The sequence below is a fragment of the Variovorax davisae genome (assembly GCF_030316845.1).
In the GTDB taxonomy this organism is placed as follows: Bacteria; Pseudomonadota; Gammaproteobacteria; order Burkholderiales; family Burkholderiaceae_C; genus Variovorax; species Variovorax davisae.
Genome location: NZ_JASZYS010000010.1, coordinates 57,585 through 81,379 on the forward strand (window position 1 = coordinate 57,585; position 23,795 = coordinate 81,379).

General features: G+C 71.1%; 26 protein-coding genes. 11 read left to right on the forward strand and 15 right to left on the reverse strand.

The window, feature by feature from the left end:
* Window positions 1–76 precede the first annotated feature (76 nt).
* The 3 genes from QTI33_RS22130 to QTI33_RS22140 all read left to right on the forward strand — a co-directional run bounded on the left by QTI33_RS22130 (window position 77) and on the right by QTI33_RS22140 (window position 3,287).
* Complete coding sequence (locus QTI33_RS22130) at window positions 77–790, forward strand: response regulator (RefSeq protein WP_286508435.1); 714 nt, start codon at window positions 77–79, stop codon at window positions 788–790.
* Window positions 791–810: 20 nt separating this feature from the next.
* Window positions 811–1,998: a HAMP domain-containing sensor histidine kinase gene (locus tag QTI33_RS22135; RefSeq protein ID WP_286508437.1), complete on the forward strand. Its 1,188-nt coding sequence runs from the start codon at window positions 811–813 to the stop codon at window positions 1,996–1,998.
* A 65-nt stretch (window positions 1,999–2,063) separates the two neighbouring features.
* Entirely contained in the window at window positions 2,064–3,287 is a 1,224-nt protein-coding gene (locus QTI33_RS22140; RefSeq protein ID WP_286508438.1) for an O-antigen ligase family protein, read from the forward strand.
* On the opposite strand, the gene QTI33_RS22145 is transcribed toward QTI33_RS22140, so the two are convergent.
* Genes QTI33_RS22145 through QTI33_RS22155 form a run of 3 tightly spaced genes read right to left on the reverse strand, consistent with a single transcriptional unit; the run spans window position 3,218 to window position 4,783 of the window.
* Complete coding sequence (locus tag QTI33_RS22145) at window positions 3,218–3,598, reverse strand: hypothetical protein (RefSeq protein WP_286508440.1); 381 nt, start codon at window positions 3,596–3,598, stop codon at window positions 3,218–3,220. The two genes, QTI33_RS22140 and QTI33_RS22145, sit on opposite strands and share 70 nt — an antisense overlap.
* Window positions 3,599–3,623: 25 nt before the next feature.
* On the reverse strand, window positions 3,624–3,836 hold the full coding sequence (locus QTI33_RS22150; RefSeq protein ID WP_286374370.1) for a zinc-finger domain-containing protein: 213 nt from the start codon (window positions 3,834–3,836) through the stop codon (window positions 3,624–3,626).
* Window positions 3,837–3,844: 8 nt separating this feature from the next.
* Window positions 3,845–4,783 (reverse strand): branched-chain amino acid transaminase, encoded by a 939-nt coding sequence (locus tag QTI33_RS22155; protein WP_286508441.1) that lies wholly within the window; start codon window positions 4,781–4,783, stop codon window positions 3,845–3,847.
* Between the two features lie 118 nt (window positions 4,784–4,901).
* On the opposite strand from QTI33_RS22155, the gene QTI33_RS22160 reads away from it, so the two are divergent.
* Entirely contained in the window at window positions 4,902–5,894 is a 993-nt protein-coding gene (locus tag QTI33_RS22160) for a recombination-associated protein RdgC (protein WP_286508442.1), read from the forward strand.
* A gap of 9 nt (window positions 5,895–5,903) precedes the next feature.
* Here QTI33_RS22160 and QTI33_RS22165 read toward each other — a convergent pair whose 3' ends face one another.
* Window positions 5,904–6,386, reverse strand: coding sequence for a glycerate kinase (locus tag QTI33_RS22165; protein WP_286508711.1), 483 nt, complete (start codon window positions 6,384–6,386; stop codon window positions 5,904–5,906).
* Window positions 6,387–6,464: 78 nt separating this feature from the next.
* Between QTI33_RS22165 and QTI33_RS22170 the strand changes: the two genes are divergently transcribed.
* The gene (locus tag QTI33_RS22170; RefSeq protein WP_286508443.1) at window positions 6,465–7,742 is read left to right on the forward strand and encodes an esterase/lipase family protein; all 1,278 of its coding nucleotides are present in this window, start codon (window positions 6,465–6,467) and stop codon (window positions 7,740–7,742) included.
* 3 nt (window positions 7,743–7,745) lie between these two features.
* Here QTI33_RS22170 and QTI33_RS22175 read toward each other — a convergent pair whose 3' ends face one another.
* The gene (locus tag QTI33_RS22175; RefSeq protein ID WP_286508444.1) at window positions 7,746–8,393 is read right to left on the reverse strand and encodes a dihydrofolate reductase family protein; all 648 of its coding nucleotides are present in this window, start codon (window positions 8,391–8,393) and stop codon (window positions 7,746–7,748) included.
* 17 nt (window positions 8,394–8,410) lie between these two features.
* On the reverse strand, window positions 8,411–8,989 hold the full coding sequence (locus QTI33_RS22180; protein WP_286508445.1) for a putative pterin-binding protein: 579 nt from the start codon (window positions 8,987–8,989) through the stop codon (window positions 8,411–8,413).
* A 60-nt stretch (window positions 8,990–9,049) separates the two neighbouring features.
* On the opposite strand from QTI33_RS22180, the gene QTI33_RS22185 reads away from it, so the two are divergent.
* From QTI33_RS22185 to QTI33_RS22195, 3 genes are read left to right on the forward strand one after another with little or no spacing between them, the layout of a single operon-like run.
* Entirely contained in the window at window positions 9,050–10,270 is a 1,221-nt protein-coding gene (locus tag QTI33_RS22185; protein ID WP_286508448.1) for a helix-turn-helix domain-containing protein, read from the forward strand.
* 48 nt (window positions 10,271–10,318) lie between these two features.
* Window positions 10,319–11,029, forward strand: coding sequence for a Vgb family protein (locus QTI33_RS22190; protein WP_286508449.1), 711 nt, complete (start codon window positions 10,319–10,321; stop codon window positions 11,027–11,029).
* A 15-nt stretch (window positions 11,030–11,044) separates the two neighbouring features.
* Window positions 11,045–11,650: a hypothetical protein gene (locus QTI33_RS22195; RefSeq protein ID WP_286508451.1), complete on the forward strand. Its 606-nt coding sequence runs from the start codon at window positions 11,045–11,047 to the stop codon at window positions 11,648–11,650.
* Here the strand turns inward: QTI33_RS22195 and QTI33_RS22200 are convergent.
* The 4 genes from QTI33_RS22200 to QTI33_RS22215 form a co-directional block, all read right to left on the reverse strand.
* Window positions 11,604–12,260 carry a peroxiredoxin gene (locus QTI33_RS22200; RefSeq protein ID WP_286508452.1) on the reverse strand — a complete coding sequence of 219 codons (657 nt, stop codon included), beginning with the start codon at window positions 12,258–12,260 and terminating at the stop codon, window positions 11,604–11,606. The two genes, QTI33_RS22195 and QTI33_RS22200, sit on opposite strands and share 47 nt — an antisense overlap.
* Window positions 12,261–12,412: 152 nt before the next feature.
* Complete coding sequence (locus QTI33_RS22205) at window positions 12,413–13,204, reverse strand: hydroxyacylglutathione hydrolase (RefSeq protein WP_286508453.1); 792 nt, start codon at window positions 13,202–13,204, stop codon at window positions 12,413–12,415.
* Window positions 13,205–13,299: 95 nt separating this feature from the next.
* Entirely contained in the window at window positions 13,300–15,660 is a 2,361-nt protein-coding gene (locus QTI33_RS22210) for a phosphocholine-specific phospholipase C (protein ID WP_286508455.1), read from the reverse strand.
* A gap of 34 nt (window positions 15,661–15,694) precedes the next feature.
* Window positions 15,695–15,889, reverse strand: a complete 195-nt coding sequence (locus tag QTI33_RS22215) for a hypothetical protein (RefSeq protein WP_286508456.1) — start codon at window positions 15,887–15,889, stop codon at window positions 15,695–15,697.
* Window positions 15,890–16,214: 325 nt separating this feature from the next.
* Here QTI33_RS22215 and QTI33_RS22220 point away from each other — a divergent pair, with 325 nt between their 5' ends.
* Complete coding sequence (locus tag QTI33_RS22220; protein ID WP_286508457.1) at window positions 16,215–17,270, forward strand: GNAT family N-acetyltransferase; 1,056 nt, start codon at window positions 16,215–16,217, stop codon at window positions 17,268–17,270.
* Here the strand turns inward: QTI33_RS22220 and QTI33_RS22225 are convergent.
* The 3 genes from QTI33_RS22225 to QTI33_RS22235 are packed head-to-tail and all read right to left on the reverse strand — an operon-like array spanning window position 17,267 to window position 19,799.
* On the reverse strand, window positions 17,267–18,151 hold the full coding sequence (locus tag QTI33_RS22225; RefSeq protein ID WP_286508458.1) for an NAD(P)-dependent oxidoreductase: 885 nt from the start codon (window positions 18,149–18,151) through the stop codon (window positions 17,267–17,269). The two genes, QTI33_RS22220 and QTI33_RS22225, sit on opposite strands and share 4 nt — an antisense overlap.
* Complete coding sequence (locus QTI33_RS22230) at window positions 18,152–18,850, reverse strand: SDR family NAD(P)-dependent oxidoreductase (protein WP_286508459.1); 699 nt, start codon at window positions 18,848–18,850, stop codon at window positions 18,152–18,154.
* A complete protein-coding gene (locus QTI33_RS22235) occupies window positions 18,840–19,799 on the reverse strand; it encodes a Bug family tripartite tricarboxylate transporter substrate binding protein (protein ID WP_286508460.1) in 960 nt (319 codons plus the stop codon). Before QTI33_RS22235 ends, QTI33_RS22230 begins: the two co-directional genes overlap by 11 nt.
* A gap of 129 nt (window positions 19,800–19,928) precedes the next feature.
* Here QTI33_RS22235 and QTI33_RS22240 point away from each other — a divergent pair, with 129 nt between their 5' ends.
* The gene (locus tag QTI33_RS22240; RefSeq protein WP_286508461.1) at window positions 19,929–20,825 is read left to right on the forward strand and encodes a LysR family transcriptional regulator; all 897 of its coding nucleotides are present in this window, start codon (window positions 19,929–19,931) and stop codon (window positions 20,823–20,825) included.
* A gap of 3 nt (window positions 20,826–20,828) precedes the next feature.
* On the opposite strand, the gene QTI33_RS22245 is transcribed toward QTI33_RS22240, so the two are convergent.
* A complete protein-coding gene (locus tag QTI33_RS22245) occupies window positions 20,829–21,224 on the reverse strand; it encodes a nuclear transport factor 2 family protein (protein WP_286508463.1) in 396 nt (131 codons plus the stop codon).
* A 58-nt stretch (window positions 21,225–21,282) separates the two neighbouring features.
* Window positions 21,283–22,497, reverse strand: a complete 1,215-nt coding sequence (locus QTI33_RS22250) for a GIY-YIG nuclease family protein (RefSeq protein ID WP_286508464.1) — start codon at window positions 22,495–22,497, stop codon at window positions 21,283–21,285.
* Window positions 22,498–22,637: 140 nt separating this feature from the next.
* On the opposite strand from QTI33_RS22250, the gene QTI33_RS22255 reads away from it, so the two are divergent.
* Entirely contained in the window at window positions 22,638–23,789 is a 1,152-nt protein-coding gene (locus QTI33_RS22255; protein WP_286508465.1) for a serine hydrolase domain-containing protein, read from the forward strand.
* The last annotated feature ends 6 nt before the right edge of the window (window positions 23,790–23,795 follow it).

Below are 23,795 nucleotides of genomic sequence, written 5' to 3' on the forward strand. Positions count from 1 at the left end.
AAGCCCGCGCGACCGCGTGGGGCCAAGCTACTCTTCTGAGCCCAACCGCCGTGGCACCCGGCACGGAGACACACCGATGAGCACGCCCCAACTCCTGATGATCGAAGACGATGCCCGCCTGGCGCAGATGGTGGGCGAATACCTGACCCAGTCGGGCTTCGGCTTCGCGCATGCGCTCGACGGCGCCAGCGGGCTCGAGCTGCTGCAGCAGCGCTCGCCCGACCTCGTGATCCTCGACCTGATGCTGCCGGACACCGATGGCCTCGAGGTCTGCCGCCGCATCCGTGCGCTGCCCGGCGGCCAGGCCAAGGTGGCGGTGCTGATGCTGACCGCCAAGGGCGACCCCATGGACCGCATCATCGGCCTGGAGATCGGCGCCGACGACTACCTGCCCAAGCCCTTCGAGCCGCGTGAGCTGCTGGCGCGCATCCGCGCCGTGCTGCGCCGCCGCGGCGAGACCCCGAGCGCGGCCGAAGGCCCGGCCGTGCTGCGCTTCGGCTCGCTGGACATCGACCGCAACGCACGCAGCGTCACGGTGGCCGGAGAGCCGGCCGACCTCACCTCCTACCAGTTCGACCTGCTGGTGGCGATGGCCGAGCGCGCCGGCCGCGTGCTCACGCGCGACCAGATCATGGAGGCCGTGCGCGGCCGCGAGCTCGAGGCCTTCGACCGCTCGATCGACGTCCACATGGGCCGCATCCGCGCCGCGATCGAGGTCGATGCCAAGAACCCGAAGCGCATCCTCACGGTGCGCGGCGTCGGCTACGTCTTCGCCAAGCAGCAGGACTAGAAGTCTGGCGGCGCACTGACATGCTGCTCAACCTCTACCGCCGCCACCTCTACGTCCGCATCTGGCTGGCGGTGGTGGCCGGCGTCTTCATCCTCACCTTGACGGCCAACTGGATCGTGCGCGAGGCCGCCGAGAGCGAGCGCGAGCGGCTGGCGCCGCTGCCGCGCGAAGTCGCGGTGCTCGATGCGAACGACAAGCAGATCGGCTCGGGCACGGCCACGCGCGTGCCGGGCGCCGGGCTCACCTTCGACGTCACGCTCGACGACGGCCGCGCCCTCACCATGCAGGTGGCACCGCGCGGCCGCCCGCCGGGCCCGCCGCCGGGCCTCCTGGCCTGGCGCACGCCCTTCGGCCTGGGCTGGATGGTGGCGATCGTGGGCTTCATCGTGGCGCTGGGCGTCTACCCGATCGTGCGCCGGCTCACCAAGCGGCTCGAGCTGCTGCAGCGGGGCGTCCAGCGCTGGGGCGAGGGCGACCTGTCGGTGCGCGTGCCCGAGGAGGGGCAGGACGAGGTGGCCGACCTCTCCAACGGCTTCAATGCCGCCGCGGCCCGCATCGAGCAGCTGGTGCGCTCGCACAAGTCGCTGCTGGCCAATGCCTCGCACGAGCTGCGCTCGCCGCTGACCCGCATCCGCATGAGCCTCGAGCTGATGGGCGAGCGGCCCAACCCGGGCGCACGCGCCGAGATCTCGCGCAACATCGCCGAGCTGGACCAGCTGATCGACGAGATCCTGCTGGCCAGCCGGCTCGATGCCAGGGAGGCCGACATGGGCACCGTCGAGACGGTCGACCTGACCGGCCTCGCGGCCGAGGAGTGCGCCCGCGTCGATGCCGACCTCGAAGTGAGGGAAGGCACCGACAGCAACGCGCTCACGGTGCTCGGCGTGCCTCGGCTGCTGCGCCGCGCGATCCGCAACCTGCTCGAGAACGCCGGGCGCTACGGCGCCGGCGAGACCAGCGTCGAGATCGGCAGCCGCGCCGGCCAGACCGAAATCCGCGTCAACGACCGCGGGCCCGGCGTGCCGGTGGCGCAGCGCGAGCGCATCTTCGAGCCCTTCTACCGGTTGCCGGGCGCCAGCGAGCGCAACGGCGGCGTCGGGCTCGGCCTGGCGCTGGTGAAGTCGATCACCGAGCGCCACGGCGGCAGCGTGCGCTGCGAGGACCGGCCCGGCGGCGGCGCGAGCTTCGTCATCTCGTTGCCGCACTGACTCGCCCCCGGCCGGGGTTCAACGCCGCCGGCCCGAGTTGCGCCGGCCTCTAAAATCCGCCCCCTATGCAGAGATCGCACATCGTTCGCGCCGCAGCCATGTTCTGGGGGCTGACGGTGTTCATGCCGGTCGGCGTGACCTATGTGTCCTTCCTGCTGCTGATGGTCGCGCTGCTGGTCGCGGGCGGCTGGCGCGAGCGGGCCATCCGCCTGCGCGGCAACCCGATGTGGTGGCCGGTGATGGCCTACGTGGCCTGGACGCTGGCCGTGCTGGCGCTGGAGCCGCACTACCCCGAGACCGCCTCCAACCTGTTCCACGGGCTGCGCATCGCGGCCACCATCCTGATGGCCCTGGCCCTGACCCGCGACGAGGCGATCTGGGCCCTGCGCGGCTTCTGGACCATCGGGCTGGTCAACATCGTGATGATCGCGCTGTACTACTCGGTAGGCTTCCCGATGCTGGAGCCCTGGCGCGGCGTGCTGGTCCTGATCGGCAACAAGTCGATCAGCAACGCGCTGCTGTTCACGATCATGGCCGCCACGGCCGCGGTGTACGGACTCCAGTCGCTCGCGGGGCATCGCCGCTGGCGGGCCGTCGCGGCGTTCGCGCTGGTGCCCGCCGTGATGGCGATCATCACCTTCAGCCTGCCCTCGCGGACCTCGCTGCTGGCGCTGCTGCTGGTGATCCCGGCCGCCTGCGTGCACCAGTGGCGCCGCCAGCTCAAGGTGCTGGCGCTGGTGCTGATGGCCGGCGGCGTGATCGCGGCCGGCGTGCTGTGGAACTCACCCGTGGTGCAGCAGAAATTCGCGGTCGGCATCCAGGAGATCGAGGCCGCCCAGGCCGGCGAGATCTCCGAGGCCAGCTGGGTGGTGCGCTACTACATGTACCGCGACACCGCCCGGATGATGATCGACCGGCCCTTCGCCGGCTGGGGCATCGGCGGCTGGACCGAGCAGTGGCACCTGCGCGGGCCCAAGCTGCTCGACTACAAGAACATGCCCCACAACGACTTCCTGTGGATGGGTGCCCAGAGCGGCTTTCCCGGTGCGCTGAGCCTGCTCGTGATCATGTTGGCCGCGGTCTGGATCGCCTGGCGCCGCGACGACCTGGCCGGGCGCCAGGCCTTCGTCGCCACGCTGGTGTTGCTGATCGCCACCAGCGTCAACTCGGCGCTGCGCGATGCGCAGATCGGGCTGGCGCTGCTGTGGGTCGCGATGGTCTACCTGCGGCTGGCGCAGGCGCCGGGGGATTCCTGGCGCGGGCTGCTGCCTTCGCTGCGGCGCTCGTAGCCCACGAACGGACCGAAGAAGACCATCTCGCTGTCGAGGCCGGCGGCGAGTTCTTCCTGCTTGGGCAATGCATCGATGAACTCGGGCCACGACTGCGCCACATGGCGCGACCACTCGCGCGGGTCGAGCCGGCTGACCGGGCCCTGGGTGGCCAGGAACTCGAAGCCTTTGGAGGTCAGCTTGGTGACCGCGAGCCGGGTGGCCGACTCGGGGTCCGGCGCCGTCGCGTAGGCCGACACGTAGGCACCCGCGAGGGTCGACGGCAGGGTGCCGTTCGAGCCCCGGCCGAGCTTGACGTTGACAAGGTACAAGCCGCGCACAGCCACCCCGCCACGCTCAGTGGTGGTGGCCCGCCGCCTCGCCGGCCTTGAGGCGGTAGACCGTGCCGCAGTACGGGCACTTGGCCTCGCCGGTGCGCGCGACGTCGAGGTAGACCTTGGGGTGCGCGCTCCACAGCTGCATGTCGGCCTTGGGGTTCGGGCAGAACACGCCGCCCTGGTCGTTCAGGTCGCGGGCGAGGAGTTCGATGGTGCTCTTGGGGGTGGACATCGCTTTTTTCAGACCTTGGTGAGCCAGTGGGCGTATTTGGGATTCTTGCCGTTCACGATGTCGAAGAAGGCGCTCTGGATCTTCTCGGTGACGGGCCCGCGCGAGCCGATGCCGATCTCGACGCGGTCGAGTTCGCGGATCGGCGTGACCTCGGCCGCGGTGCCGGTGAAGAAGGCTTCATCGGCGATGTAGACCTCGTCGCGCGTGATGCGCTTTTGCACCACCTCGAGCCCCAGGTCCTTGCAGATGTGCAGGATGGTGTTGCGCGTGATGCCGTTGAGCGCGCCGGCCGACAGGTCAGGCGTGTAGACCACGCCACCCTTGACCACGAAGATGTTCTCGCCCGCGCCTTCGGAGACGAAGCCGCTGGCATCGAGCAGCAGCGCTTCGTCGTAGCCGTCGTCGAGCGCTTCCATGTTGGCCAGGATCGAGTTGCTGTAGTTGCTGACCGCCTTGGCCTGCGTCATCGTGATGTTGACGTGATGGCGCGTGTAGCTGGAGGTCTTGACGCGGATGCCGCGCTTCATGCCCTCTTCGCCGAGGTAGGCGCCCCAGGCCCAGGCCGCGACCATGGCGTGGATCTTGTTGCCCTTGGGGCTGACGCCGAGCTTCTCGGAGCCGATCCAGACCAGCGGGCGCAGGTAGCAGCTGTCGAGCTTGTTTTCGCGCACCACCTGCTTCTGGGCCTCGTTGACCTGTTCCTGGCTGAACGGGATCTTCATGCGCAGGATCTTGGCGCTGTTGAACAGCCGCTCGGTGTGCTCGGCCAGCCGGAAAATGGCGGTGCCGTCGACCGTGTGGTAGGCGCGCACGCCCTCGAAGACGCCGCAGCCGTAGTGCAGCGTGTGGCTCAGCACGTGGATCTTGGCGTCGCGCCATTCCACGAGTTCGCCATCCATCCAGATCTTGCCGTCACGGTCGTCCAGTGCGGGGGGCAGTGCGCTCATGTCTTTGTCCTTCAACCGGGGGGGTATGTCGCAAAAGCTTTCGATTTTACGGCGGCGGGCCGGGGGCGTCGGACCGACAATGGTCGGTTTTGCCAACCAGCCAGATAAAAGGGTTTCCGTGTCCGTCTTCAAGAACGTCATCGTCTACCGCATCGAAGCCACGTGGTCGCAGTCGCTCGACCAGGTCGAGCAGGGGCTGGCCACGCAGCGCTTCGTGCCCTGCAGCCCGTCGCAGGAAAAGGCCGCCGGCTGGGTCGAGCCCCGCGGCCAGGAACACGGCCCGCTGGCCGAATCGGTCGCCGGCCAGTGGCTGCTCGAATACATGGTCGAGACCAAGACGCTGCCGGCCTCGGTCGTGCGCCGCAAGGTCGACGAGCGCGCCGCGCAGATCGAGGCCACCACCGGCCGCAAGCCCGGCAAGAAGGAAAAGAAGGAACTCAAGGAAGAGGTCACCCACGAGTTGCTGCCGCTGGCTTTCACGCGCCATGCGCGGGTCGCGGTGTGGATCGACCCCGCGGCCCGCCGCCTGGTGGTGAATTCGAGCAATGCCGCGCGCGCCGACGAAGTGGTCACCAGCCTCGTCAAGTCGCTCGACGGCTTCGCGGTGGCGCTGGTCAACTCGCAGGTCGAGCCCGCGGCGGCGATGTCCGAATGGCTGTCCAGCCAGGAGCCGCCCGCGGGCTTCACGATCGACCGCGAATGCGAGCTCAAGGCCACCGACGAATCGAAGGCCGTGGTGCGCTACGCCAAGCACCCGCTGGACATCGACGAGGTGCGCGAGCACATCGCCGCCGGCAAGCGCCCGACCCGGCTCGCGATGACCTGGGACGACCGGGTCTCGTTCGAGCTCACCGAAGGCCTGCAGATCCGCAAGATCGTGTTCCTCGAAGGCACGCTGGACGATGCGCCGGCCGCCTCGGGCAAGGGCAAGGAAGACGACTTCGATGCCAACGCGGCGATCGCGACCGGCGAACTGGGCCAGCTGGTGCCTGAACTGCTGGACGCCTTGGGCGGCGAGATGAAGCTGGGGACCGCGGCCGCGGCACCGGCCGCCGCCCCGGCCAAGGCCGGCGCCGAAGAAGCGCTGGTCGACGAGTCGGCCCCGTTCTGAGGCCGGCCCTTACATCGGCGGGCGCAGCGCGTCCGCCGCGCCGGGCTTGACCGCATCCGCGCTCGGTGCGTCGGCCGCGGCGTCGTCCTCGGCCACTTCCGGCCGGGTCAGCTTCCACTCGACCAGCTTGCCGCCCGCGAAGGTGCAATCGACCCAGGAGCCGCCGGCATCGGTCCAGCGGAACAGCTCGGGCTGGGTGTCCTTCGGCGACCGCAGTTCGCCCAGCGCGCGCGTCATCGCGATCACGTGCAGCAGGGTCACCTTGGGCTTGAGCTTGGCGTTGAGCATCACGGCGCTGGCGACGGTGCCGATCGGCCGGTCGGCCGCGCGCTTGAGGACCTGCATCGTGCGGTTGAAATGCATCAGCAGGAACATGACGATCGCGCCGCCGACCAGCGCCACGCCGCCCCAGCTGTAGCTGCGCCAGGCCAGGCCGAGCAGCACCAGGCCGCCGACGGGAACGAGGATTCTTCCGAAATTCATGGGCTGGATTGTCGCTCGGCCGCCCGGCGGCTTGACCGCCGCGCCGGCGCCACCGAGACTTCCGCCATCCAAGCAACCCCCACGACGATGCGACTGGCTCGCGCGCTCCTGCTCCCGATGGCGTTCTGCGCGTTGTCCAGCGGCTGCGCGCTGCTGCAGGCCGACCGCCACATGAAGCGGCTCGGCGAGGCGGTGTACTTCACCGGCATCGTCGAGACCGAGCAGGAGGCCCGCGGCCCCATCGTGGTCGTGCTGTACACCCTCGACAACCCGCCCGAGCCGGTGTTTCTCGACGTCGTGCCGCGCACGCGCGGCGTCTACCACCTGGCCGCACCGCCGGGCCGCTACGGCATCCTGGCGTTCGAGGACCTCAACCGCGACCTGGCCTACCAGGCCGGCGAGCCCGCCAGCCTCTACGAGGGCACCGCCCTTCCGCTGACAGCGGTCGACGAGCCGCCCACCGCCACGACCGGCCTGGGCCGCATCAAGATTGCGTCCAGGCCGCCCGACGTTGCCCTGCCGGCCATCTTCGGCGACGCCTACGCCGCGCTGGCCCGGCGCCGCAACGAGGAGTTCGGCGCCCCCGCCCTCATCGACGAGGGACGCTTCGCGCCGGCGCGGGTGCGCGAGGGCATGTTCCAGCCCCTGCGCTTCCTCGAGGAAGGCCGCGCGGGCCTCTTCATGCTCGAGCCCTTCGACCCCAAGCGCGTGCCGGTGATCTTCGTGCACGGCATCGGCGGCTCGCCGCGCGACTGGGAATACGTCATCGCGCAACTCGACCGCACGCGCTTCCAGCCCTGGGTCTTCTTCTACCCCTCGGGCGTCTCCATCGGGCTGTCGACCCTGCTGCTGAACAACGCGTTCGACGAGCTGCACTACCGCCACGGCTTCCCGACCAGCATCGTGGTCGCCCACAGCATGGGCGGCGTGGTGGCCCGCGGCACCCTGAACGTCATCCAGCGCGAGGGCCGCACGCCGCCGGTGCACCACGTGGTGACGATCTCCACGCCGTGGCAGGGCCACGCGGCGGCGCGCTGGGCCGACATCGGGCCGACGCGGGTGCCCGGATCGTGGCTCGACATGGCGCCCGACTCCGCCTACCTGCGCGAGCTGGCGGTGGTGGCGCGGCCGGCCGACATCCGCTACACGCTCTTCTTCGGCTACGGCGGCCGTTCGCGCTTCGTCTCCGGCAACAACGACGGCGTGGTGTCGCTGCAGAGCATGCTGGGCGGCGGCATGCAGTCGCGGGCCGATGTGGTCCACGGCTTCGACGAGGACCACAGCGCGATCCTGCAGTCCAAAGAGCTGGTCGACATGCTCCAGCAGCGCATGCGGGAAGAGCTCGACCGCCTGCCGCGCCGCTGAGGCTCAGCGCCGGCGCAGGATCACATGCGTCGCGCGCTCGCCGGCGATGCTCTCGGCGACCTCATAGCCCAAGGCCGGCAGGTCGAGCCCCTGGAACAGCGCCTCGCCGGCGCCGAGCAGCACCGGCCGCACGGCCAGGTGGAGTTCGTCGATCAGCCCGGCGCCCAGGTACTGCCGCACGGTCGACACGCCGCCGCCGAGGCGCACGTCGAGGCCGCCCGCGGCCGCCCGGGCCTGCTCGAGCGCCGCGTGGATGCCTTCGGTGACGAAGCGGAACTCGGTGCCGCCGGCCATCTTCAGCGGCGCGCGCGGATGGTGCGTGAGGACGAACACCGGCGTGTGGTACGGCGGCTCGTCGCCCCACCAACCCTTCCAGCTGTCGTCCGGCCACGGGCCGCGCACCGGGCCGAACATGTTGCGCCCGAGGATCCAGGCGCCGATGCCTTCGAAACCCTGCTCGGCCATGCGGTTGTCGACGCCGGTCTCGCCGCCCGCCTGCCCGCCCTGCATGGTCTGCCACAGGCGCGTGGGAAAGAACCACTCCATCAGTTCGGGGCCGCGCAGCCCGAGCGGATGCTCGAGATCCTGGTCCGGCCCGGCGCCGTAGCCGTCGAGGGAGACCGCAAAACTGCGGACGCAAAGCTTGGCCATGGGGTGTTTCCTCGGGTTCAGGCGCGCGAGACTTCGATGCTGTAGAGGCCCCAGGGGCACAGGGCGAAGCGCTCCTTGAGCGGCTTGTCCTTGAAGGCGGCCAGCGTGTCGGCCTCGTAGATGGCCCATTGCGGGCCCAGTCCGCCCAGCGCGAGCGGCTTTCCGTCCATCTCGGTGGCCACGATCATGCGGTAGGCGCGCGCGTCGGCCAGGCGCAGCGGCACCACATAGCCGTCGACCGCCCGCAGGCCGAGCATCACGTCGCCGCTGACGCCCGCCACCTCCAGCACGCTGGCCAGCAGCGGACCGGCGAGCGCATGCCGCCTGGCGTCGTATTCGAGCGTGGCCTGGATGCCGACCGCCGGCAGCCGGCCCAGGGCCTCGGCGTCCAGCACATAGGCCTGGTCGAACTTGACGCCGTGCTTGACCATGAGCTGGTCGAGCGCCGGATCGACCGGCCCCCGGTTGGTCTTGCCGACCATCCCGCTGACGGTCAGCAGGCCCGGACCGCGCCGCGCCGGCTCCGCCGCCGACACGCCGGCCACGGGCCATAGCCCGGCGAGCGCCGCACTGCCCAGGAAATTTCGTTTGTCCATCGGACGATTGTGAAGCGATGCGCCCGCCGCCGTCCACCGCGATCGCGGTAGCCTGTCGCCATGGATTCCCTGATTTCCGCTTCGGCGCGGGCGCTCGCCGCCGGCGATGCGCTGGGCGCCCTCAAGCGGATCGCGCTGCGCGACGACCCGCCGGCGCTGGCCCTGCGCGGCATCGCCATGGCCCAGCTCGGCGAGCATCCGCGCTCGCGCGAACTGCTCCGGCTGGCGGCCCGCGGCTTCGGCGCCCACGAAGCGCTGGCGCGGGCCCGCTGCGTGGTCGCCGAGGCCGAGGTGGCGCTGGCGATGCGCGACCTCGGCGGCCCGCCGCGTGCGCTGGCGGCGGCGGCCGCCACGCTCGAAGCGCATGCCGACCCGGCCAACGCGATGCAGGCGCGGCTGATCGCAGTGCGCCGGCTGCTGCTGCTCGGCCGCCTCGACGAAGCGACGGCGGCGCTGGCGCCGCTGGATGCCCAGGGCCTGCCGGCGTCGCTGGCGGCGGTGGCCGAGCTGGCCGCGGCCGAGCTGGCGCTGCGCTCGCTGCGCACCGACGCGGCGCAGGCGGCGCTGGCGCGCGCCCACGCGGCGGCCGGCCGCGCGCGCGTGCCGGCCCTGCTGGCCGAGGTGGCCGAGGCGCGGGCGGCACTCGAACGCCCGGCCGCCCGGCGCCTCTCCCGCGACGGCGAAGAGGCGCTGCGCCTCGACGAGGTGGCGGCCCTGCTGGCCTCGGGCGCACTGGTGATCGATGCCTGCCGCCACGGGCTGCGCACCCGTGACACGTGGCTGCCGCTGGCGCGCCGGCCGGTGCTGTTCGCACTGGCGCGCGCACTGGCCGAAGCCTGGCCCGGCGCTGCCGATCGGGAGGCCCTGATCGCGCGCGCCTTCCGCACCCGCCACCCCGACGAGACGCACCGGGCGCGGCTGCGGGTCGAGATCGGGCGCCTGCGGGCGCTGGTCGCAGCGCTGGCGCGGATCGAGGCCACCGCGCGCGGCTTCGTCCTGAGGCCGTGCGACCAGCGGCAGGCCGTGGTGCTGGCGCCACCCATCGACGGCGACCAGGCCTCGCTGGTGGCGCTGCTGTCCGACGGTGCGGCCTGGTCGACCTCGGCCCTGGCGCTGGCGCTCGGGGCCAGCCAGCGCACCGTCCAGCGTGCCTTGGCCGAGCTCGAGGCCGAAGGCCGGGTGCGCGCCATCGGGCAGGCCCGGGCGCGGCGCTGGCTGGCGCCGCCGCTGGCGGGTTTCACGACGATCTTGTTACTCCCCACGGCGCTGCCGATTGAATAGAGTCGCGCCAAGGCCCCGGTCCGAGGCCCCCCAACAGGAGCCAGAGCGATGACCCGTCAGACAGCCAACGACACCCCCCAGGCCACGGCGCAAGCGGCCGAGATCGTGCGCGAGTACGGCCCGTTCCCCGGCGCCGACAAGGTGAACGGCGTCACCCACGATGGCCGCCATGTGTGGGCCGCCACCGGCGCCCGGCTGGTCGCCTTCGACCCCGCCAGCGGCGCACCCACGCGCACGCTGGACCATGCCTGCGATGCCGGCACCGCCTTCGACGGCAGCTACCTCTACCAGATCGCCGAGTCGCGGATCGACAAGATCGACCCGGCCACCGGCGCGGTGGTGGCGTCGATCCCGGCCCCCGGCCACGGCTGCGACTCGGGCCTCACCTGGGCCGAGGGCAGCCTGTGGGTGGGGCAGTACCGCGATCGCAAGATCCACCAGATCGACCCGGCGACCGGCGCGGTCAAGCGCACCATCGAGTCGAACCGCTTCGTCACCGGCGTGACCTGGGTCGACGGCGACCTCTGGCACGCCACCTGGGAAGGCGACGAGAGCGAGCTGCGCCGCATCCATCCGCAGAGCGGTGCGGTGCTCGAGCGGCTGGAGATGCCGCCCGGCGTCGGCATCAGCGGACTCGAATCCGACGGCGCGGATCTCTTCTATTGCGGCGGCGGCCACAGCGGCAAGGTGCGTGCCGTGCGCCGCCCGCGGTCCACGCGCGAGGCCGGGACGGCCGCGTGCTGCGCCTCACGCCCTTGAACGCGCGAGCGGGTGATGGAAAGCCTCTGGCCCTGGCTGGCGATCGCCGGCATCGGCGCGCTGCACGGCCTGAACCCGGCGAACGGCTGGATGCTCGCGGCCGCCTGGGGCCTGCGTTCGCATGACCGGGCGCAGGCGCTGCGGGCGCTGCTGCCGATCGCGGCCGGCCACGCCGCATCGGTCGCGCTGGTGGCGGCGGCGGTGGCCTTCGGCCTGTCGCTGGACCGCCCGCTGCTGCAGGCCCTGGCGGGCGGTACGCTGGTGCTGATCGCGGGACTGCACCTCCGGCGCCGCCGGCTCGCCCGGGCCTGGGCACCGGCCGGGCATGCCGGGCTGGCGCTCTGGTCCTTCATGATGTCCACCACCCATGGGGCCGGCCTGATGCTGGTGCCGGCGCTGGTGCCTTTGTGCATCGGCGCCGCGCCGGGCGGCGCGACCGGCGCGACGGGGCCGCTCGCGCTGGCCCTGGTGGCCGTCGTCGTCCACGGCGCGGCGATGCTGGCCGTCACCGGCCTGCTGGCCAGGGGGGCCTGCCGCGGCTACGACAGCGCGGCCGGCTGGCTTCGGCGCCGGCTCAACCGGGCTGCTTGGTGGTGCGCAGATAGGGCTTCAGGGTCTTGAAGCCGGGGAAGGCCTTCTCGGCCTCTTCGTTGGTGACCGCCGTGGTGATGATCACGTCCTCGCCGTTCTTCCAGTTGACCGGCGTCGCCACCTTGTACTTGACGGTGAGCTGCATCGAGTCGAGCACACGCAGGATCTCGTCGAAGTTGCGGCCGGTGGTCATCGGGTAGGTCAGCATCAGCTTGATCTTCTTGTCCGGCCCGATGACGAACACCGAGCGCACCGTGGCGTTGGTGGCGGCCGTGCGGCCGTCGGAGGTGCCCGGCTCCTCGGCCGGCAGCATGTTGTAGAGCTTGGCCACCGCCAGGTCGGTGTCGCCGATCATCGGGTACTTGACCACGGCGCCCTGCGTCTCCTCGATGTCGGCGACCCACTTGCCATGGCTGTCGACCGGATCGACCGACAGCCCGATGAGCTTGCAATTGCGCTTCGTGAACTCCGGCTCGATCTTGGCCATGTAGCCCAGCTCGGTGGTGCACACGGGCGTGAAATCCTTGGGATGCGAGAACAGGATCGCCCAGCTGTCGCCGATCCAGTCGTGGAAGTCGATGCTGCCCTGCGTGGTGAGGGCCGTGAAGTTGGGGGCGGTGTCGTTGATGCGAAGGGACATGGCTGGCTCCAGTGGTTCGGATGCGAATGGGGGACCGATTCGAAGCATAGCGCGACGGCGCACGACAGGAAACCGGCCGCCGAAGTCCGCGCTGCGCAGCGCGCCTTTCCCCAGCCGGACGGGCGGCCGCGATCGTTCGGGCCTCGGCCGGCTCACCAGTTGTTGCGCAGTTCGCGCAGCTTGGCGAACACCGTCTTCGGGTCCGGCTGCTCGGGCAGGTCGGGGAAGGCCTCGCGCAGCGCTGCGATGACGCTGGGGCTGGTCAGGCGCAGGAAGGTGTTGATCTGCTTTTCCTCCTGCAGCGTCGTGACCCGGGCCGTCGCCGGGTCCTGCGCCGCCACCTGGGGCAGCAGTGCCTGGGCGGCCGCGTTGTCGGGCTCGCGCGCGAGCGTGAAGCGCAGGTTGTTCTCGATGTAGTCGTGGCCCGGGTAGACGCGCGTGTCGGCGGGCAGCTTCGCGAGCTGGTCGGCGAAGCTGGCGTACAGGTGCTCGACGTTGCCGCCGTTGTGGCAGTTGCCCGCGCCGGCATTGAACAGCGTGTCGCCCGAGAACAGGGCCGGGCTGTCGGTGTGGGAGCGCAGGCAGATGTGGCACATGGTGTGGCCGGGCGTGTCGAGGCATTCGAGCTCGACGGTGCGGCCGACCTTGATCACGTCGCCGGCCTTGACGCCGCGGTCCACGCCGGCGATGCGCGAGCCCGACTGGTGGTGCGCGATCACCTTGGCTCCGGTCGCCGCCACCACGGCCGCGTTGCCGCCGGTGTGGTCGTGGTGCTCGTGCGTGTTGAGGATCTGCGTGATCTGCCAGCCCTTGTCCTTGGCGGCGGCCAGGCATTTCTGGTGGTCCAGCGGATCGATGGCCAGGGCCTCGCCGCTCTCCGGGCAGACGATGAGGTAGTTGTAGTTGCGGTAGGCGTTGCCGGTCCAGATGCGCTCGACGATCATGGGTGCTCCAGGCTGTCAAAGAGAGGGGTGGCGGGAGCATACGTCGGCCGCCCGGACGCTGCGGGCGAAGGGGCAAGCCCCTCGCCCGCCCTCGCTCAGAAGCGGTCCGCCAGCCCCATCGCCGGATCGCTGACCGAATGCCGGCCCGTTTCCAGGCGGCCGGCCAGGCGCCGGTGGAAGGCGGGGTCGGCATCGCAGGTCACGACGAAGTCGTACCACTGGCCGCTGGCGTCCAGGCTCCAGCGCATGCGGGTGTCGCCGCCGCCCTGGACCCGGATGCTCCACGAGCCGTCCTTGTTGCCGTTGTAGCGGCCGCGCTCGTCGCGCTCGTCGTTGCCATGGCCGTGGTCCTCATGGCGGTCCTTGCCGCCGCCTTCGTAGGCCTCGGGGCGGGCATAGAGCTTGTTGGACTGCACGGTGAAGCGGCAATCGCGACGCCCGTCGTTGCGCAGCTGGAGGTAGAGGTCGCCCTGGCGCCGCTCGTAGCCGACGCGGATCTCGGGCAGCGCCACGCCGCCGGCGCGCAGCCGGTTCAGGTCGCCCTTGAAGTGGCGGTGGAAGCCGTTCGGCCCCAGCACCCAGAGGTCGTACAGGCCGGCGTCGTCGGTCATCGACGCCCAGTCGCCGGCCAGCTGCTTGCCGGGCTCGACCACGTAGCGGCGCGGCAGCCGGTCCGACAGGTGCAGCTTGTCGTACACGTGGAACACCGCGGCGGCCCGGCCGCTGTTGGCGAACAGCAGCTGCACGCGGCCGTTGAGCGCGTCGGTGCGCGCGCTGGCGTGCAGCTCGTAGGGCAGCGCGCGCGAGGGCCGCACGCCGGTGGCCTGCACCGGCAGCGCGGCGTCGGCGGCCGGGACGATCTTCGGCAGCGCCTGCTGGGCCACGGTCAGCGCGTCGGCATCGCCCTTGCTCGTGTGGCCGGCCAGGGTCGGCAGCGGCTCGTTGTTGGGGCGCTCGAAGTTGAAGGCGCTGGTGAGGTCGCTGCAGACGGCGCGGCGGTACTTGCTGATCTGCGGCTCGACCACGCCGAAGCACTTCTCGAGGAACATCAGCGTCGAGGTGTGGTCGCAGACCTGCGAGTTGACCCAGCCGCCGCGGCTCCAGGGCGAGACCACCCACATCGGCACCCGCGGGCCGGGGCCGTAGGGCCGGCCGTCGACCGCGGGCTGGCTGGTGGTGGCGGGCGCGAAGTCGTGGTACTCGACCGCCACGTCGGCGGCGGCCAGCGTGCAGCCGCCGGCCAGCGTGCCGTCGGCATTGCGCGAAGGCACGGCCGGCGACGGCAGGTGGTCGAAGAAGCCGTCGTTCTCGTCGAAGTTGACCAGCAGTACGGTTTTGCTCCAGACCTCGGGGTTGGATGTCAGCGCATCCAGCACCTCCTGCACGTACCAGCCGCCCTTGGCCGGGCTCGACGGCCCGGGATGCTCGCTGTAGGCCGAAGGCGAGATGATCCACGACACCGCCGGCAGGGTGCCGTTCCTGATGTCCTCGCGGAAGGTCTCCAGGAAGCCTTGCGGCATGGTGTTGCCGAAGCCCTTGGCCAGCGGGCTGAGCGCATCGTCGACCGCAGCGTCGTAGAGCGGGCCGGCCGCATCGACCGGCTGCGTGATGTCGGTGGCCGCCACGTAGACCGGGCGCCGCGCCGGCGGCATCTGCTCGATGGCGGCGCGCCAGTGGCGGAAGCCCATCATCTCGTTGCAGCCGTAGTTGTCGATCAGGCTCTGGTAGACCTTCCACTTCACGCCGGCCTTCTCGAGCCGGTCGGCGTAGGTGGTCCAGGTCCAGCCCTGGGTCGACGGGCCGATGTCGTTGCCGCCGTTGAACTGGTTGTTCAGCGCCGCCACCTCGACCTTGCTGCCGTCGACCGGGCTGATGCCGTTCGGGCCGTTGGTGCCGCTCCAGTAGAACAGGCGGTTCGCGATGGTGCCCGTGTGCATGCCGCAGTGGTAGTGGTCGCACAAGGTGAAGGCTTCGGCCAGCGCCCGCTGGAACGGGACTTCGGCGCCGTCGTAGTAGCCCAGCGACAGCAGGTTCTTGGCATCCGGCCACTTGTACATCCGGCCGTGGTCCCACGCCGCCTGCGAATCGGCCCAGGTGTGGGGCGTGCTGCCGGCGCGCTGGGCGTTGCCCTTGCTCGCGTCGAGGCGGTAGGGGACGTAGGTGCTCGGCGGCGTGGTCTTGGTATAGCTCTGGTAGAAGACGTTCTTGCCATTGGGCGCCGGGACCGCCATGCGGTCGCCGTAGCCGCGCACCCCCTTGAAGGTGCCGAAATAGCTGTCGAAGGAACGGTTCTCCTGCATCAGCAAGACCACGTGCTTGACGTCCTTGATGGTGCCGGTGTCGTGGTGGGCCGGGATCGCCAGCGCACGGCGGATGCTGGGCGGAAAGGCGGCCAGCGTGGCGGCGGCAATGCCGGTGGTGGTGGCGCTCTGGAGGAAATTGCGGCGTGAGGTCATGTCGGTGCGAGTGTCGGGGATCGGGCGGCGGGGGTCAGGGGGCGTAGCTCACGCTGGGCTGGCTGCCCGCGTCGGCGGCCGCCGGAGCGGCGTCGGTGGTGGTCTTGCCGGTGGTGGTGCCGGCCGCGGCGGCGGCGGTGCCGGTGCTGCTGCCGCCACCGCAGGCGGTCAGGGCGCAGGCCAGGGTCGACAGCGCAGCCAGGGCGCGAAAGGTGGGCCATGGGGACATAGGGGGAACACTCCGTGTCTTGGAATCGTGGGGCATTCGAAGGCTAGGCAAGCGCCGTGACGTTGCGATGAAGCGACGATGACATTGCGCTGCGCGGGCTAAGATCGGCGCCTCTTTCAACCACCGACCGGAGGCCACCATGGAAAGCCACATCGCCCCATCCATCGCGCTCACCCGGTCCGTCGCGTCCCACCTGGCTGGCTGAAGCTGGCGGCCCTGCGCCGCGGCCCCCGCCTCACCGCCGCGAACCGCCTGAGTTCCAGCGGCCGCCGCCGACACGAGCCGGCAGCGGCCCTGTCGTCTTTGACATCGAGGCATACCCCCCATGTTTGGAAACGAAAGAGATTCGATCGCGGTCCGCTTCTTTGATCCCGAGGCCGCTTCACCCGAGGACTGGGCGAGGCTGCACGCATTCCGCCGCGCCCGCCAGGCCGAAGACCATCCCGGCGAGCCGGTGCTGCCCGACGCCGACTTCGAGCGCGAACTGCACCTGCAGCGCCCGCTGGGCGAGTCGCGCCGCTTCATCGCCACCCGGCAGGGCGAATTCGTCGGCAACCTGATCCTGATGTTTCGCCGTGACGGCTCGCCCGGCTGCGAGGACTTCGCCGCCCACGTGGACGCGGCCGGCGGCGTGCTGCGTGCGCACCGCCGCCAGGGCATCGGCCGGGCGCTGGCCGGGACGCTGCTCGCGTTCATGCAGGCACAAGGCCGGACGACGGCCACCTTCAAGGTGCACCTGCCGGACGGCAACGCGTTCATGGCGGCCCTCGGCGCCGTCAGCAGGTACCACAGCGCCGAGAACCGCCTGCGCCTCGATGCGCTCGACTGGCCCGCGCTCGCGCGCTGGCGCGAGGCGGTGCCGCTGGCCGCCGACGGGCTGCGCTGGGAGGTGCACGCAGGGCGGGTGCCGATGGCGCGGCTGGCCCCGCTGATGGCGCCCTTCTCGGCGCTGATCGACGAGCAACCGCTCGACGCGCTGGAGGTGCCGCGCATGCGCTACGAGCTGCCGGGCTACGTGAGCTGGTACGAGGACATGGACCGCCGGGGCGGCGAGCACTTCCTGGTGCTGCTGTGCCACGGCGACGAGGTGGCCGCGATGTGCGATGCCAGCTGGGACGCGCGCTTTCCGGAGCGGGTCTACCAGCAGCTCACGGCCGTGGCCCGGCCCTGGCGCGGCCGGGGCCTGGCCAAGGCGGTGAAGGCCGCCATGCTGGAGCTCGTCCACGCGCGGCACCCGGGCGTCGGGACCATGATCACCCACAACGCGCACGCCAACGCGCCCATGCTGTCGATCAACGAGCGCCTGGGCTTCGCGCGGCATCGCGACGACCGCACCTACCAACTCGACCGCACGATGCTGGCGTCGGCCCTGGCGCGCTAGGGGCGGGGCGCGCGCCCGCGCAGTCGCAGCAGGATCGCCGCGTTGTCGAGTTCGCCCTCGCCCTGCGCCACGGCCTCCTCCAGCAGCTGCGCGTGAACGCGCGAGAACGGCAGCTCCAGCGCCGCGGCGCCGGCGCTGTCCAGCATCAGCCGCACGTCCTTCAGGTGCTGGCGGATGCGCGAGCGCGGCGCGAAGTCGCCGTCGACCATCAGCGGGCCCTTGATCCTGGCGGCCTCGGAATTCGCCGGGCTGGCCAGCACCAGGTCGAGGAACTGCCGGGGGTCGAGGCCCAGGCTCTGCGCGAACGCCAGGCCCTCGGCGAAGACGGCGCGGTTGAGCCCCAGCACCAGGTTGGTGGCCAGCTTGGCCTTGGCGCCCATGCCGGGCGGCCCGACGTGGATCCAGCGGTGGGCGAGCGCCGACAGCACGGGCGCGGCCCGCGCCACGGCGGCGTCATCGGCGCCGACGAGGGCCGTCGCCTCGCCCGCGCCGATCTGCTCGCTCGACCCCGAGAGCGGCGCCTCGACCAGGTCGATGCCGCGCGCCTGCAGCCGGCGGCCCAGTGCCACCAGCAGGTCCGGCGAGCCGGTGGAACAGTCGATCACCAGGGCGACCCGGCTGCCCGGGCCCAGCAGCCCGTGCTCGCCTTCGAGCACCTGGAGCGCGCCGTGGGTGTCGAACACCGCCAGCACGACCGTGTCGACCGATCGACCCAGCGCCGGCAGCGAGCCGGCGCCCTCCCCGCCCGCGGCCTCGAAGGCCTGCGCCGCCTCCGGCCGCAGGTCGTGGCCCAGCGTGCGCCAGCCGGCGGCCCGCAGGCGCTGACCGAGCGCCTGGCCGACCAGGCCGAGGCCGACGATGCCGATGGTGGCGGGCTGCATCTAGGCCTCCAGCGAAGCGCCGCCGCAGACCTGGATGTCCTGCCCGGTGATCGCCGCGGCGAGCGGCGAGAGCAGAAAGGCCACCAGCGCGGCGACCTCCTCGGGCCGGATCAGCCGCCCCATGGGCGTCAGCCGGGGCTGCGCCGACTGGCGCCGAGGGTCCTGCGTCATGGCCGTCTCGGTGGCCGCCGGCGAGACCACGTTGACCGTGATGCCCGCGGCCGCCACCTCCGCCGCCCAGCTGCGCGCCAGCGAGACCAGGGCCGCCTTGGTGGCCGCGTACTGGCTGCGGCCGGCAATGCCGCGCGCGACCCGGCTGCCCACCAGCACCACCCGCCCGCCGCCGGCGCTCGCCATCTGGGGCACCAGCCGGTCGGCCAGGCGAGCGGCCGCATCCACGTGCAGCCGCCACATCTGCTCGCCCGCGGCGCCGTTGAGTTGGCCCAGCCGGCCAACCCGCAGCACGCCCGCAGCGTGCACCAGCGCCTGCACCGGCCTCTGCGCCCGCAGCGCGGCCTCGGTCGCAGCGGCGTCGCACAGGTCCAGCTCGACGCCATGGAAGCGGCAGTCCTCGATCTGCGCCGGCGCGCGGTCGAGGCCGGTCACCGACCAGCCGTCGGCCAGCAGGGCACGGCTGATGGCCAGCCCGATGCCCGAGCTGCTGCCGCTCACCAGCGCCCGCCGTTCCTCATTCGACACGGATCTGCCCCTCGGTGATGATCTTCTGCGACTTGGCCATGTCGGCCGCCTGGAAGCGGGCGAAGTCCTCCACCGAGCCGGGCGTGAAGACCAGCCCCTGCTGCGTGAAGCGCTCCCGCAGCTCCGAGGCCAGCGCCTTGTTCACTTCGGCGTTGAGCCGCTTGACGATCTCGGGCGGCGTCTTGGCCGGCGCCCAGAAGCCGTACCAGCTGTAGAACTCGAAGCCCGGCAGGCTCTCGGCCACGGTCGGCACCTCGGGCAGGCTGGCGGCGCGCTTGTCGGAGGTCACGGCGATCACCCGCAACATGCCCGAGCGGTGGTATTGCAGCGAGCCGAGGATCGGGTCGATGAAGCCGCCGATCTGGCCGCCGATCAGGTCCTGGAAGGCCGGCGCCGTGCCCTTGTACGGCACCACCAGGTAGTCGATGCCGGCCGAGCGCTTCAGCAGCTCGGTGGCCAGGTGCCCGGCCGATCCGATCGAGCCGACGGCGAAGGTCATCTTGCCGGGGTTGGCCTTGGCGTAGGCCTGCAGGGAGGCGATGTCGGTCACCGGCAGGCTCTTGCTGATCGCCACCGACAGCGGCGCCTTGGCGACCAGCGCCACCGGCGCGAAGTCCTGCGTGACCGCATACGGCACCGACTTCATGGTCATGGGCGCGGTCACGAAGGTGGAGGCATTGAACAGCAGCGTGTGGCCGTCCGCCGCCGCCTTGGCGACCTGGTCGGCGCCGATCACGCCGTTGCCGCCGGCCCGGTTCTCGATCACGAAGGGCTGGCCGAGCTGGTCCTGCAGCTTCTGGGCCACGGCGCGTCCGAGGGTGTCGAGGGTGCCTCCGGGCGGGAACGGAATGATCACCCGCACCGGGTGCGAGGGATAGGTCTGGGCCGACGCCGACCAGGCGCAAAGGCCCAGCACGACGGCGCCGAGCAGGCGGGTGGCGATCTTCATCCGGTTGTCTCCTGTTGTGGCCGGCGCGTCCCGCGGAAGGCGCGCCGTGGCCCTAATCTAGGAACGAGAGGCAATCAGGTCAAATAATGTTTTCTGACATTGCCATCAATCCAACTGATACCGTAGCGCATGGACCAGCGACAGATCCAGTACTTCGTCTGCCTCTACGAGGAGGGCTCGGTGACGCGGGCCGCCCAGCGGCTGCACATCGTGCAGCCGGCGCTGAGCATGCAGATCGCCAAGCTCGAGGACGAACTGGGCCGCCAGCTGTTCGTGCGCGGCAGCAAGGGCATGACGCCGACGGCGCACGCCACCCACATGTACGCGCTGTTCCTGCCCGTGCTGGCCGATTTCGAGCGCGCGCGGGCCCAGCTGCTCGCGACCAGCAGCGAACTGGCAGGGCACGCGCGCATCGGCCTGCCGGCCAGCATCGCGCAAGACCTCCTGGCGCCGGCGCTGCTCGCGTTCTCTTCCATGCACCCGCAGGTGAGCGTCTCGGTGACGGAGGCCTACACCGAGGCGCTGGTGCAGGGCGTCGCCGCCGGCCAGCTCGACGCCGCGATCCTCAACAAGCCGCGGCGGCTGATGCTGAAGGCGCAGCCGGTGCTGCGCGAGGGCCTGGTGCTGGTCACCGCGACCTCGCACCGGCCCCTGCCGGCCCAGGTGAGCTTCCGCCAGGCCGTGAAGATGCCGCTGGTGCTGCCGACGCGCCAGCACGGCCTGCGGGCGATCGTCGAGAGCGCCTGCGAGGCCGCCGGCCTGCAGGTGCACTGCGCCTGGGAGGTCGACTCGCTGGGCGCGATCATGCAGCTGGTGCAGCAGCGGCCCGAACTCGCCTCGCTGCTGCCGCGCACCGCCGTGCGCAGCCGGCTGGCGGAGGGCAGCCTGCGGGCGCACCGGGTGGTCGGCCCGGCGCTGGCGCGCGAGCTGGTCTGCGTCTCGCATCCGACGCGGCCGGTCGCGCCGCCGGCGGCGGCCTTCCTGGAGGTGCTGATCCGGCAGATCCGGGAGAGCGGCGGGCGCTGAGGCCTACTTGGCGAGCCGGGCGGCCGTGTCCGCCGTGCCGACCCAGCGGCTGATCTTGCTGCCGTCCTTCCAGCTGAAGACCTGGACCCATTCGGACTCGTGCACCTTGCCGTCCGGCAGCGCCCGGCCCTTGGTGCGGCCCAGCACAGTCACGTGGCCGGGGCCTTCGAGGAACTCGCGCGGCTCGAACTCCAGGATCTCGTCGGCCTGCGCCAGCTTGCCGAAGAACTCGGCCACCTGCTGCTTGCCCCTGCAGGTGCCGCCGTAGGGCGTGCCGGTTTCCGGGCTGGCCAGGAATCGCCATTCGACGTCGTCGGCAAGGAGCTCGAGCAACGCCGGAATGTCACGGCGGCCGAATGCGGCGTAGCCCTGCTTCGCGATCTCGGTGGGAGTACCCATGGCGACTCTCCTTGCAAATTTGAGGGCGAGTATTTTAGTACTACATGACTTCACTCCGTCATTCGACGACGACCACCTCCGCGAGCAAGGGCGCCGCACCGGCCAGGGCCAGCTCGATCGCCGTGACCACGAACGGCTCGACGCGCGGAGTCCGGAAGTCGAGCAGCAGCCGGGTCGCATGAATGGTGGCTTCGTTGGCATGCAGGAAGGCGACGATCTGGTCCCTGAGGGCGATCGGGTCCTCGGCAGCGCGCACCAGTGCGCGCGGAACCGCGCTCACCGGGGCCCGCGGGTGCAGCGAGCCGGGTTCGCCCAGCCGGTTGACGTCGTCGGCGAAGTCGCTCAGGGTCGTGCTGTCGATGCCGTATTCCCGCGCGTAGAGGCTCAGGGGCGCCAGGCCGCCCTCGGCATAGGTGAGCACGTGGAACTCCTTGCGGCGCGGCCAGATGGCGCCCTGCGTCGTCCGCGCGATGGCCAGGGCCGGGCCGGCCGCCGCCTGCGGCTGCCGCGGCGGCGCGCGAAGACGGATCGACGTCGGCGACAGCACCTCCACCGAGATCGACGCCGACACCGTGGCCGCCGCCTGGAACCAGCTGCGGAGGCCGGCCCCGCCCATGATCCGGGGCGCTGCGTTGCTGTTGGCACGGCGGTTGATGGTGCCGAGGATCGGCTGCGGGTCGTCGCCCAGGAACATCTCGAGGGTCTCGCCGTCCTGCCCCAGCAGGCGCTGGGCCGCGACGCCGACATTGAAGAAGCCCTGCGCGAAGTAGGTGGGCTGCAGGATGAAGGTGAAACCGCCGACGGCCCCGGCCGTGGGTTCGGCCGCTTCGTCCTCGCCGCGGGCGCGCTCCTCGGGCGTCGCCGGGGGATGGACGCCGTCGTCCACCTGGCCGCCGTTCCAGGGCGGATCGATCACGCGGACGAGGTCGTCCTCCAGGGCGGCGGCCAGGTTCAGGTGAAACTGGCCGTAGTGCAGCAGGCCGTTGTCGGGCAGGGCCAGGATCTCGACCGCCGAGCCACGCTCGAGCAGGGCCAGGATGTTCTGGTGGTTGCGGGCGTTGGTGCTTTGGGTCGGCGCCGGCCGTCGATAACCGGCCATGCGCCGGGCCAGCGGCTGCACCGTCTTGCCGACATACATGACCTGGCCGTCGCAGACGAAGGCGTAGAGGATGTTGCGCTGGGTCGAATGCCGCGCCAGCGAAAAGTCCAGCGCACTGCCGTCCAGCAGCCAGTGCCCTGCGGGGTCGAAGCCGATTTCGAGCAGTCTGTTCATGCGCGTGAGGTTTGCATCCGACGACGGGCGGGCCGGCGCAAGCGTACGCCAAAGCGGCGCCGGGTTGGCGCAGAATGCTCCGCCCGTGCAGCAAAAAAACCGGGCTCGCGGCTTCATCAGCTCGAGACAAGGAGGCAGACATGGCATTCAATGGTTCGGCGATCGCGGCACTGCTGGACGCAGCCGTCACCAAGGGCGCCTTGCACGGCGTGGCGGCGGTGGTGGTCGACCGCAACGGCCCGCTGTTCCATCACGCCGCCGGCGAAGCGAGCGAACGCAGCCTGTTCCGCAATGCGTCGATGACCAAGGCGGCGGCCACGACGGCCGCGCTGCAGCTCATGGAACAGGGGCGGCTGAGTCTCGATGCCACCGTCGAATCGATCCTGCCGGAGTTCGGCCGGCTGTCGGTGCTGGACGGCTTCGACGGCGACCAGCCGCGCCTGCGGCCACCCGCCAGCCAGGCCACGGTGCGCCAGCTCATGACGCACACGGCCGGCCTGGGCTACTTCTTCACCAACGAGAAGCTGCTGCGCTACCACGCGCTGACGGGCGAGCCGAACCCGCTGTCGGGCCTGAAGCGCAGCCTCTCGGTGCCGCTGGTGAACGACCCCGGCACCGCGTGGGAGTACGGCGTCAACCCCGACTGGCTGGGCCTGATCGTCGAGAAGATCTCGGGCCAGAGCCTGGGCAGCTACCTGCGCGAGTTCGTCTGGGGGCCGCTCGGCATGAACGACTCGACCTTCGCACCCAGCGCCGAGCAGCGCGGCCGCCTGCTGCGCGTGATGCAGCGCCAGCCCGACGGCCGGCTCGCGCCCTCGGCGCTCGACCTGCCGGCCAGCTCGGAGTGGGAAGCCGCCGGCCACGGCTCCTACGGCACGGTGCAGGACTATGGCCGCTTCGTGCAGGCCTGGCTCAAGGATGGCGCCGGCATCCTGAAACCCGCCACGGTCGCGCTGGCGCTGCAGAACCACATCGGCCAGATCCAGCTGCCGGCGCTGATGAAGTCGACCGTGCCGGAGCTGTCGAACGACGTGCCCGGACTGCCGGTCCCGCAGGGCTGGGGCCTGGGCTTCCACCTCACGCTGGCCGACCTGCCGGGCATGCGCAGCAACGGCACCGGCGACTGGGCCGGCGTCTTCAACTCGTTCTACTGGATCGACCGTTTCAAGGGCATCGGCGGGGTGCTGATGACGCAGGTGCTGCCCTTCTTCGACATGCCGGTGGTCGAGACGCTGATCGGCTTCGAGTTGGCGGTGTACCAGCAGGTGGGCGCGGCCCTGCCCGCGGCCTGACCTGCG

Coding starts and splice junctions, on each gene's coding strand:
- QTI33_RS22130 (WP_286508435.1), top strand. CDS start 77: ATGAGCACGCCCCAACTCCTGATGATCGAAGACGATGCCCGCCTGGCG.
- QTI33_RS22135 (WP_286508437.1), top strand. CDS start 811: ATGCTGCTCAACCTCTACCGCCGCCACCTCTACGTCCGCATCTGGCTG.
- QTI33_RS22140 (WP_286508438.1), top strand. CDS start 2,064: ATGCAGAGATCGCACATCGTTCGCGCCGCAGCCATGTTCTGGGGGCTG.
- QTI33_RS22150 (WP_286374370.1), bottom strand. CDS start 3,836: ATGTCCACCCCCAAGAGCACCATCGAACTCCTCGCCCGCGACCTGAAC.
- QTI33_RS22155 (WP_286508441.1), bottom strand. CDS start 4,783: ATGAGCGCACTGCCCCCCGCACTGGACGACCGTGACGGCAAGATCTGG.
- QTI33_RS22170 (WP_286508443.1), top strand. CDS start 6,465: ATGCGACTGGCTCGCGCGCTCCTGCTCCCGATGGCGTTCTGCGCGTTG.
- QTI33_RS22175 (WP_286508444.1), bottom strand. CDS start 8,393: ATGGCCAAGCTTTGCGTCCGCAGTTTTGCGGTCTCCCTCGACGGCTAC.
- QTI33_RS22180 (WP_286508445.1), bottom strand. CDS start 8,989: ATGGACAAACGAAATTTCCTGGGCAGTGCGGCGCTCGCCGGGCTATGG.
- QTI33_RS22185 (WP_286508448.1), top strand. CDS start 9,050: ATGGATTCCCTGATTTCCGCTTCGGCGCGGGCGCTCGCCGCCGGCGAT.
- QTI33_RS22190 (WP_286508449.1), top strand. CDS start 10,319: ATGACCCGTCAGACAGCCAACGACACCCCCCAGGCCACGGCGCAAGCG.
- QTI33_RS22195 (WP_286508451.1), top strand. CDS start 11,045: ATGGAAAGCCTCTGGCCCTGGCTGGCGATCGCCGGCATCGGCGCGCTG.
- QTI33_RS22200 (WP_286508452.1), bottom strand. CDS start 12,260: ATGTCCCTTCGCATCAACGACACCGCCCCCAACTTCACGGCCCTCACC.
- QTI33_RS22205 (WP_286508453.1), bottom strand. CDS start 13,204: ATGATCGTCGAGCGCATCTGGACCGGCAACGCCTACCGCAACTACAAC.
- QTI33_RS22210 (WP_286508455.1), bottom strand. CDS start 15,660: ATGACCTCACGCCGCAATTTCCTCCAGAGCGCCACCACCACCGGCATT.
- QTI33_RS22215 (WP_286508456.1), bottom strand. CDS start 15,889: ATGTCCCCATGGCCCACCTTTCGCGCCCTGGCTGCGCTGTCGACCCTG.
- QTI33_RS22220 (WP_286508457.1), top strand. CDS start 16,215: ATGTTTGGAAACGAAAGAGATTCGATCGCGGTCCGCTTCTTTGATCCC.
- QTI33_RS22225 (WP_286508458.1), bottom strand. CDS start 18,151: ATGCAGCCCGCCACCATCGGCATCGTCGGCCTCGGCCTGGTCGGCCAG.
- QTI33_RS22235 (WP_286508460.1), bottom strand. CDS start 19,799: ATGAAGATCGCCACCCGCCTGCTCGGCGCCGTCGTGCTGGGCCTTTGC.
- QTI33_RS22240 (WP_286508461.1), top strand. CDS start 19,929: ATGGACCAGCGACAGATCCAGTACTTCGTCTGCCTCTACGAGGAGGGC.
- QTI33_RS22245 (WP_286508463.1), bottom strand. CDS start 21,224: ATGGGTACTCCCACCGAGATCGCGAAGCAGGGCTACGCCGCATTCGGC.
- QTI33_RS22250 (WP_286508464.1), bottom strand. CDS start 22,497: ATGAACAGACTGCTCGAAATCGGCTTCGACCCCGCAGGGCACTGGCTG.
- QTI33_RS22255 (WP_286508465.1), top strand. CDS start 22,638: ATGGCATTCAATGGTTCGGCGATCGCGGCACTGCTGGACGCAGCCGTC.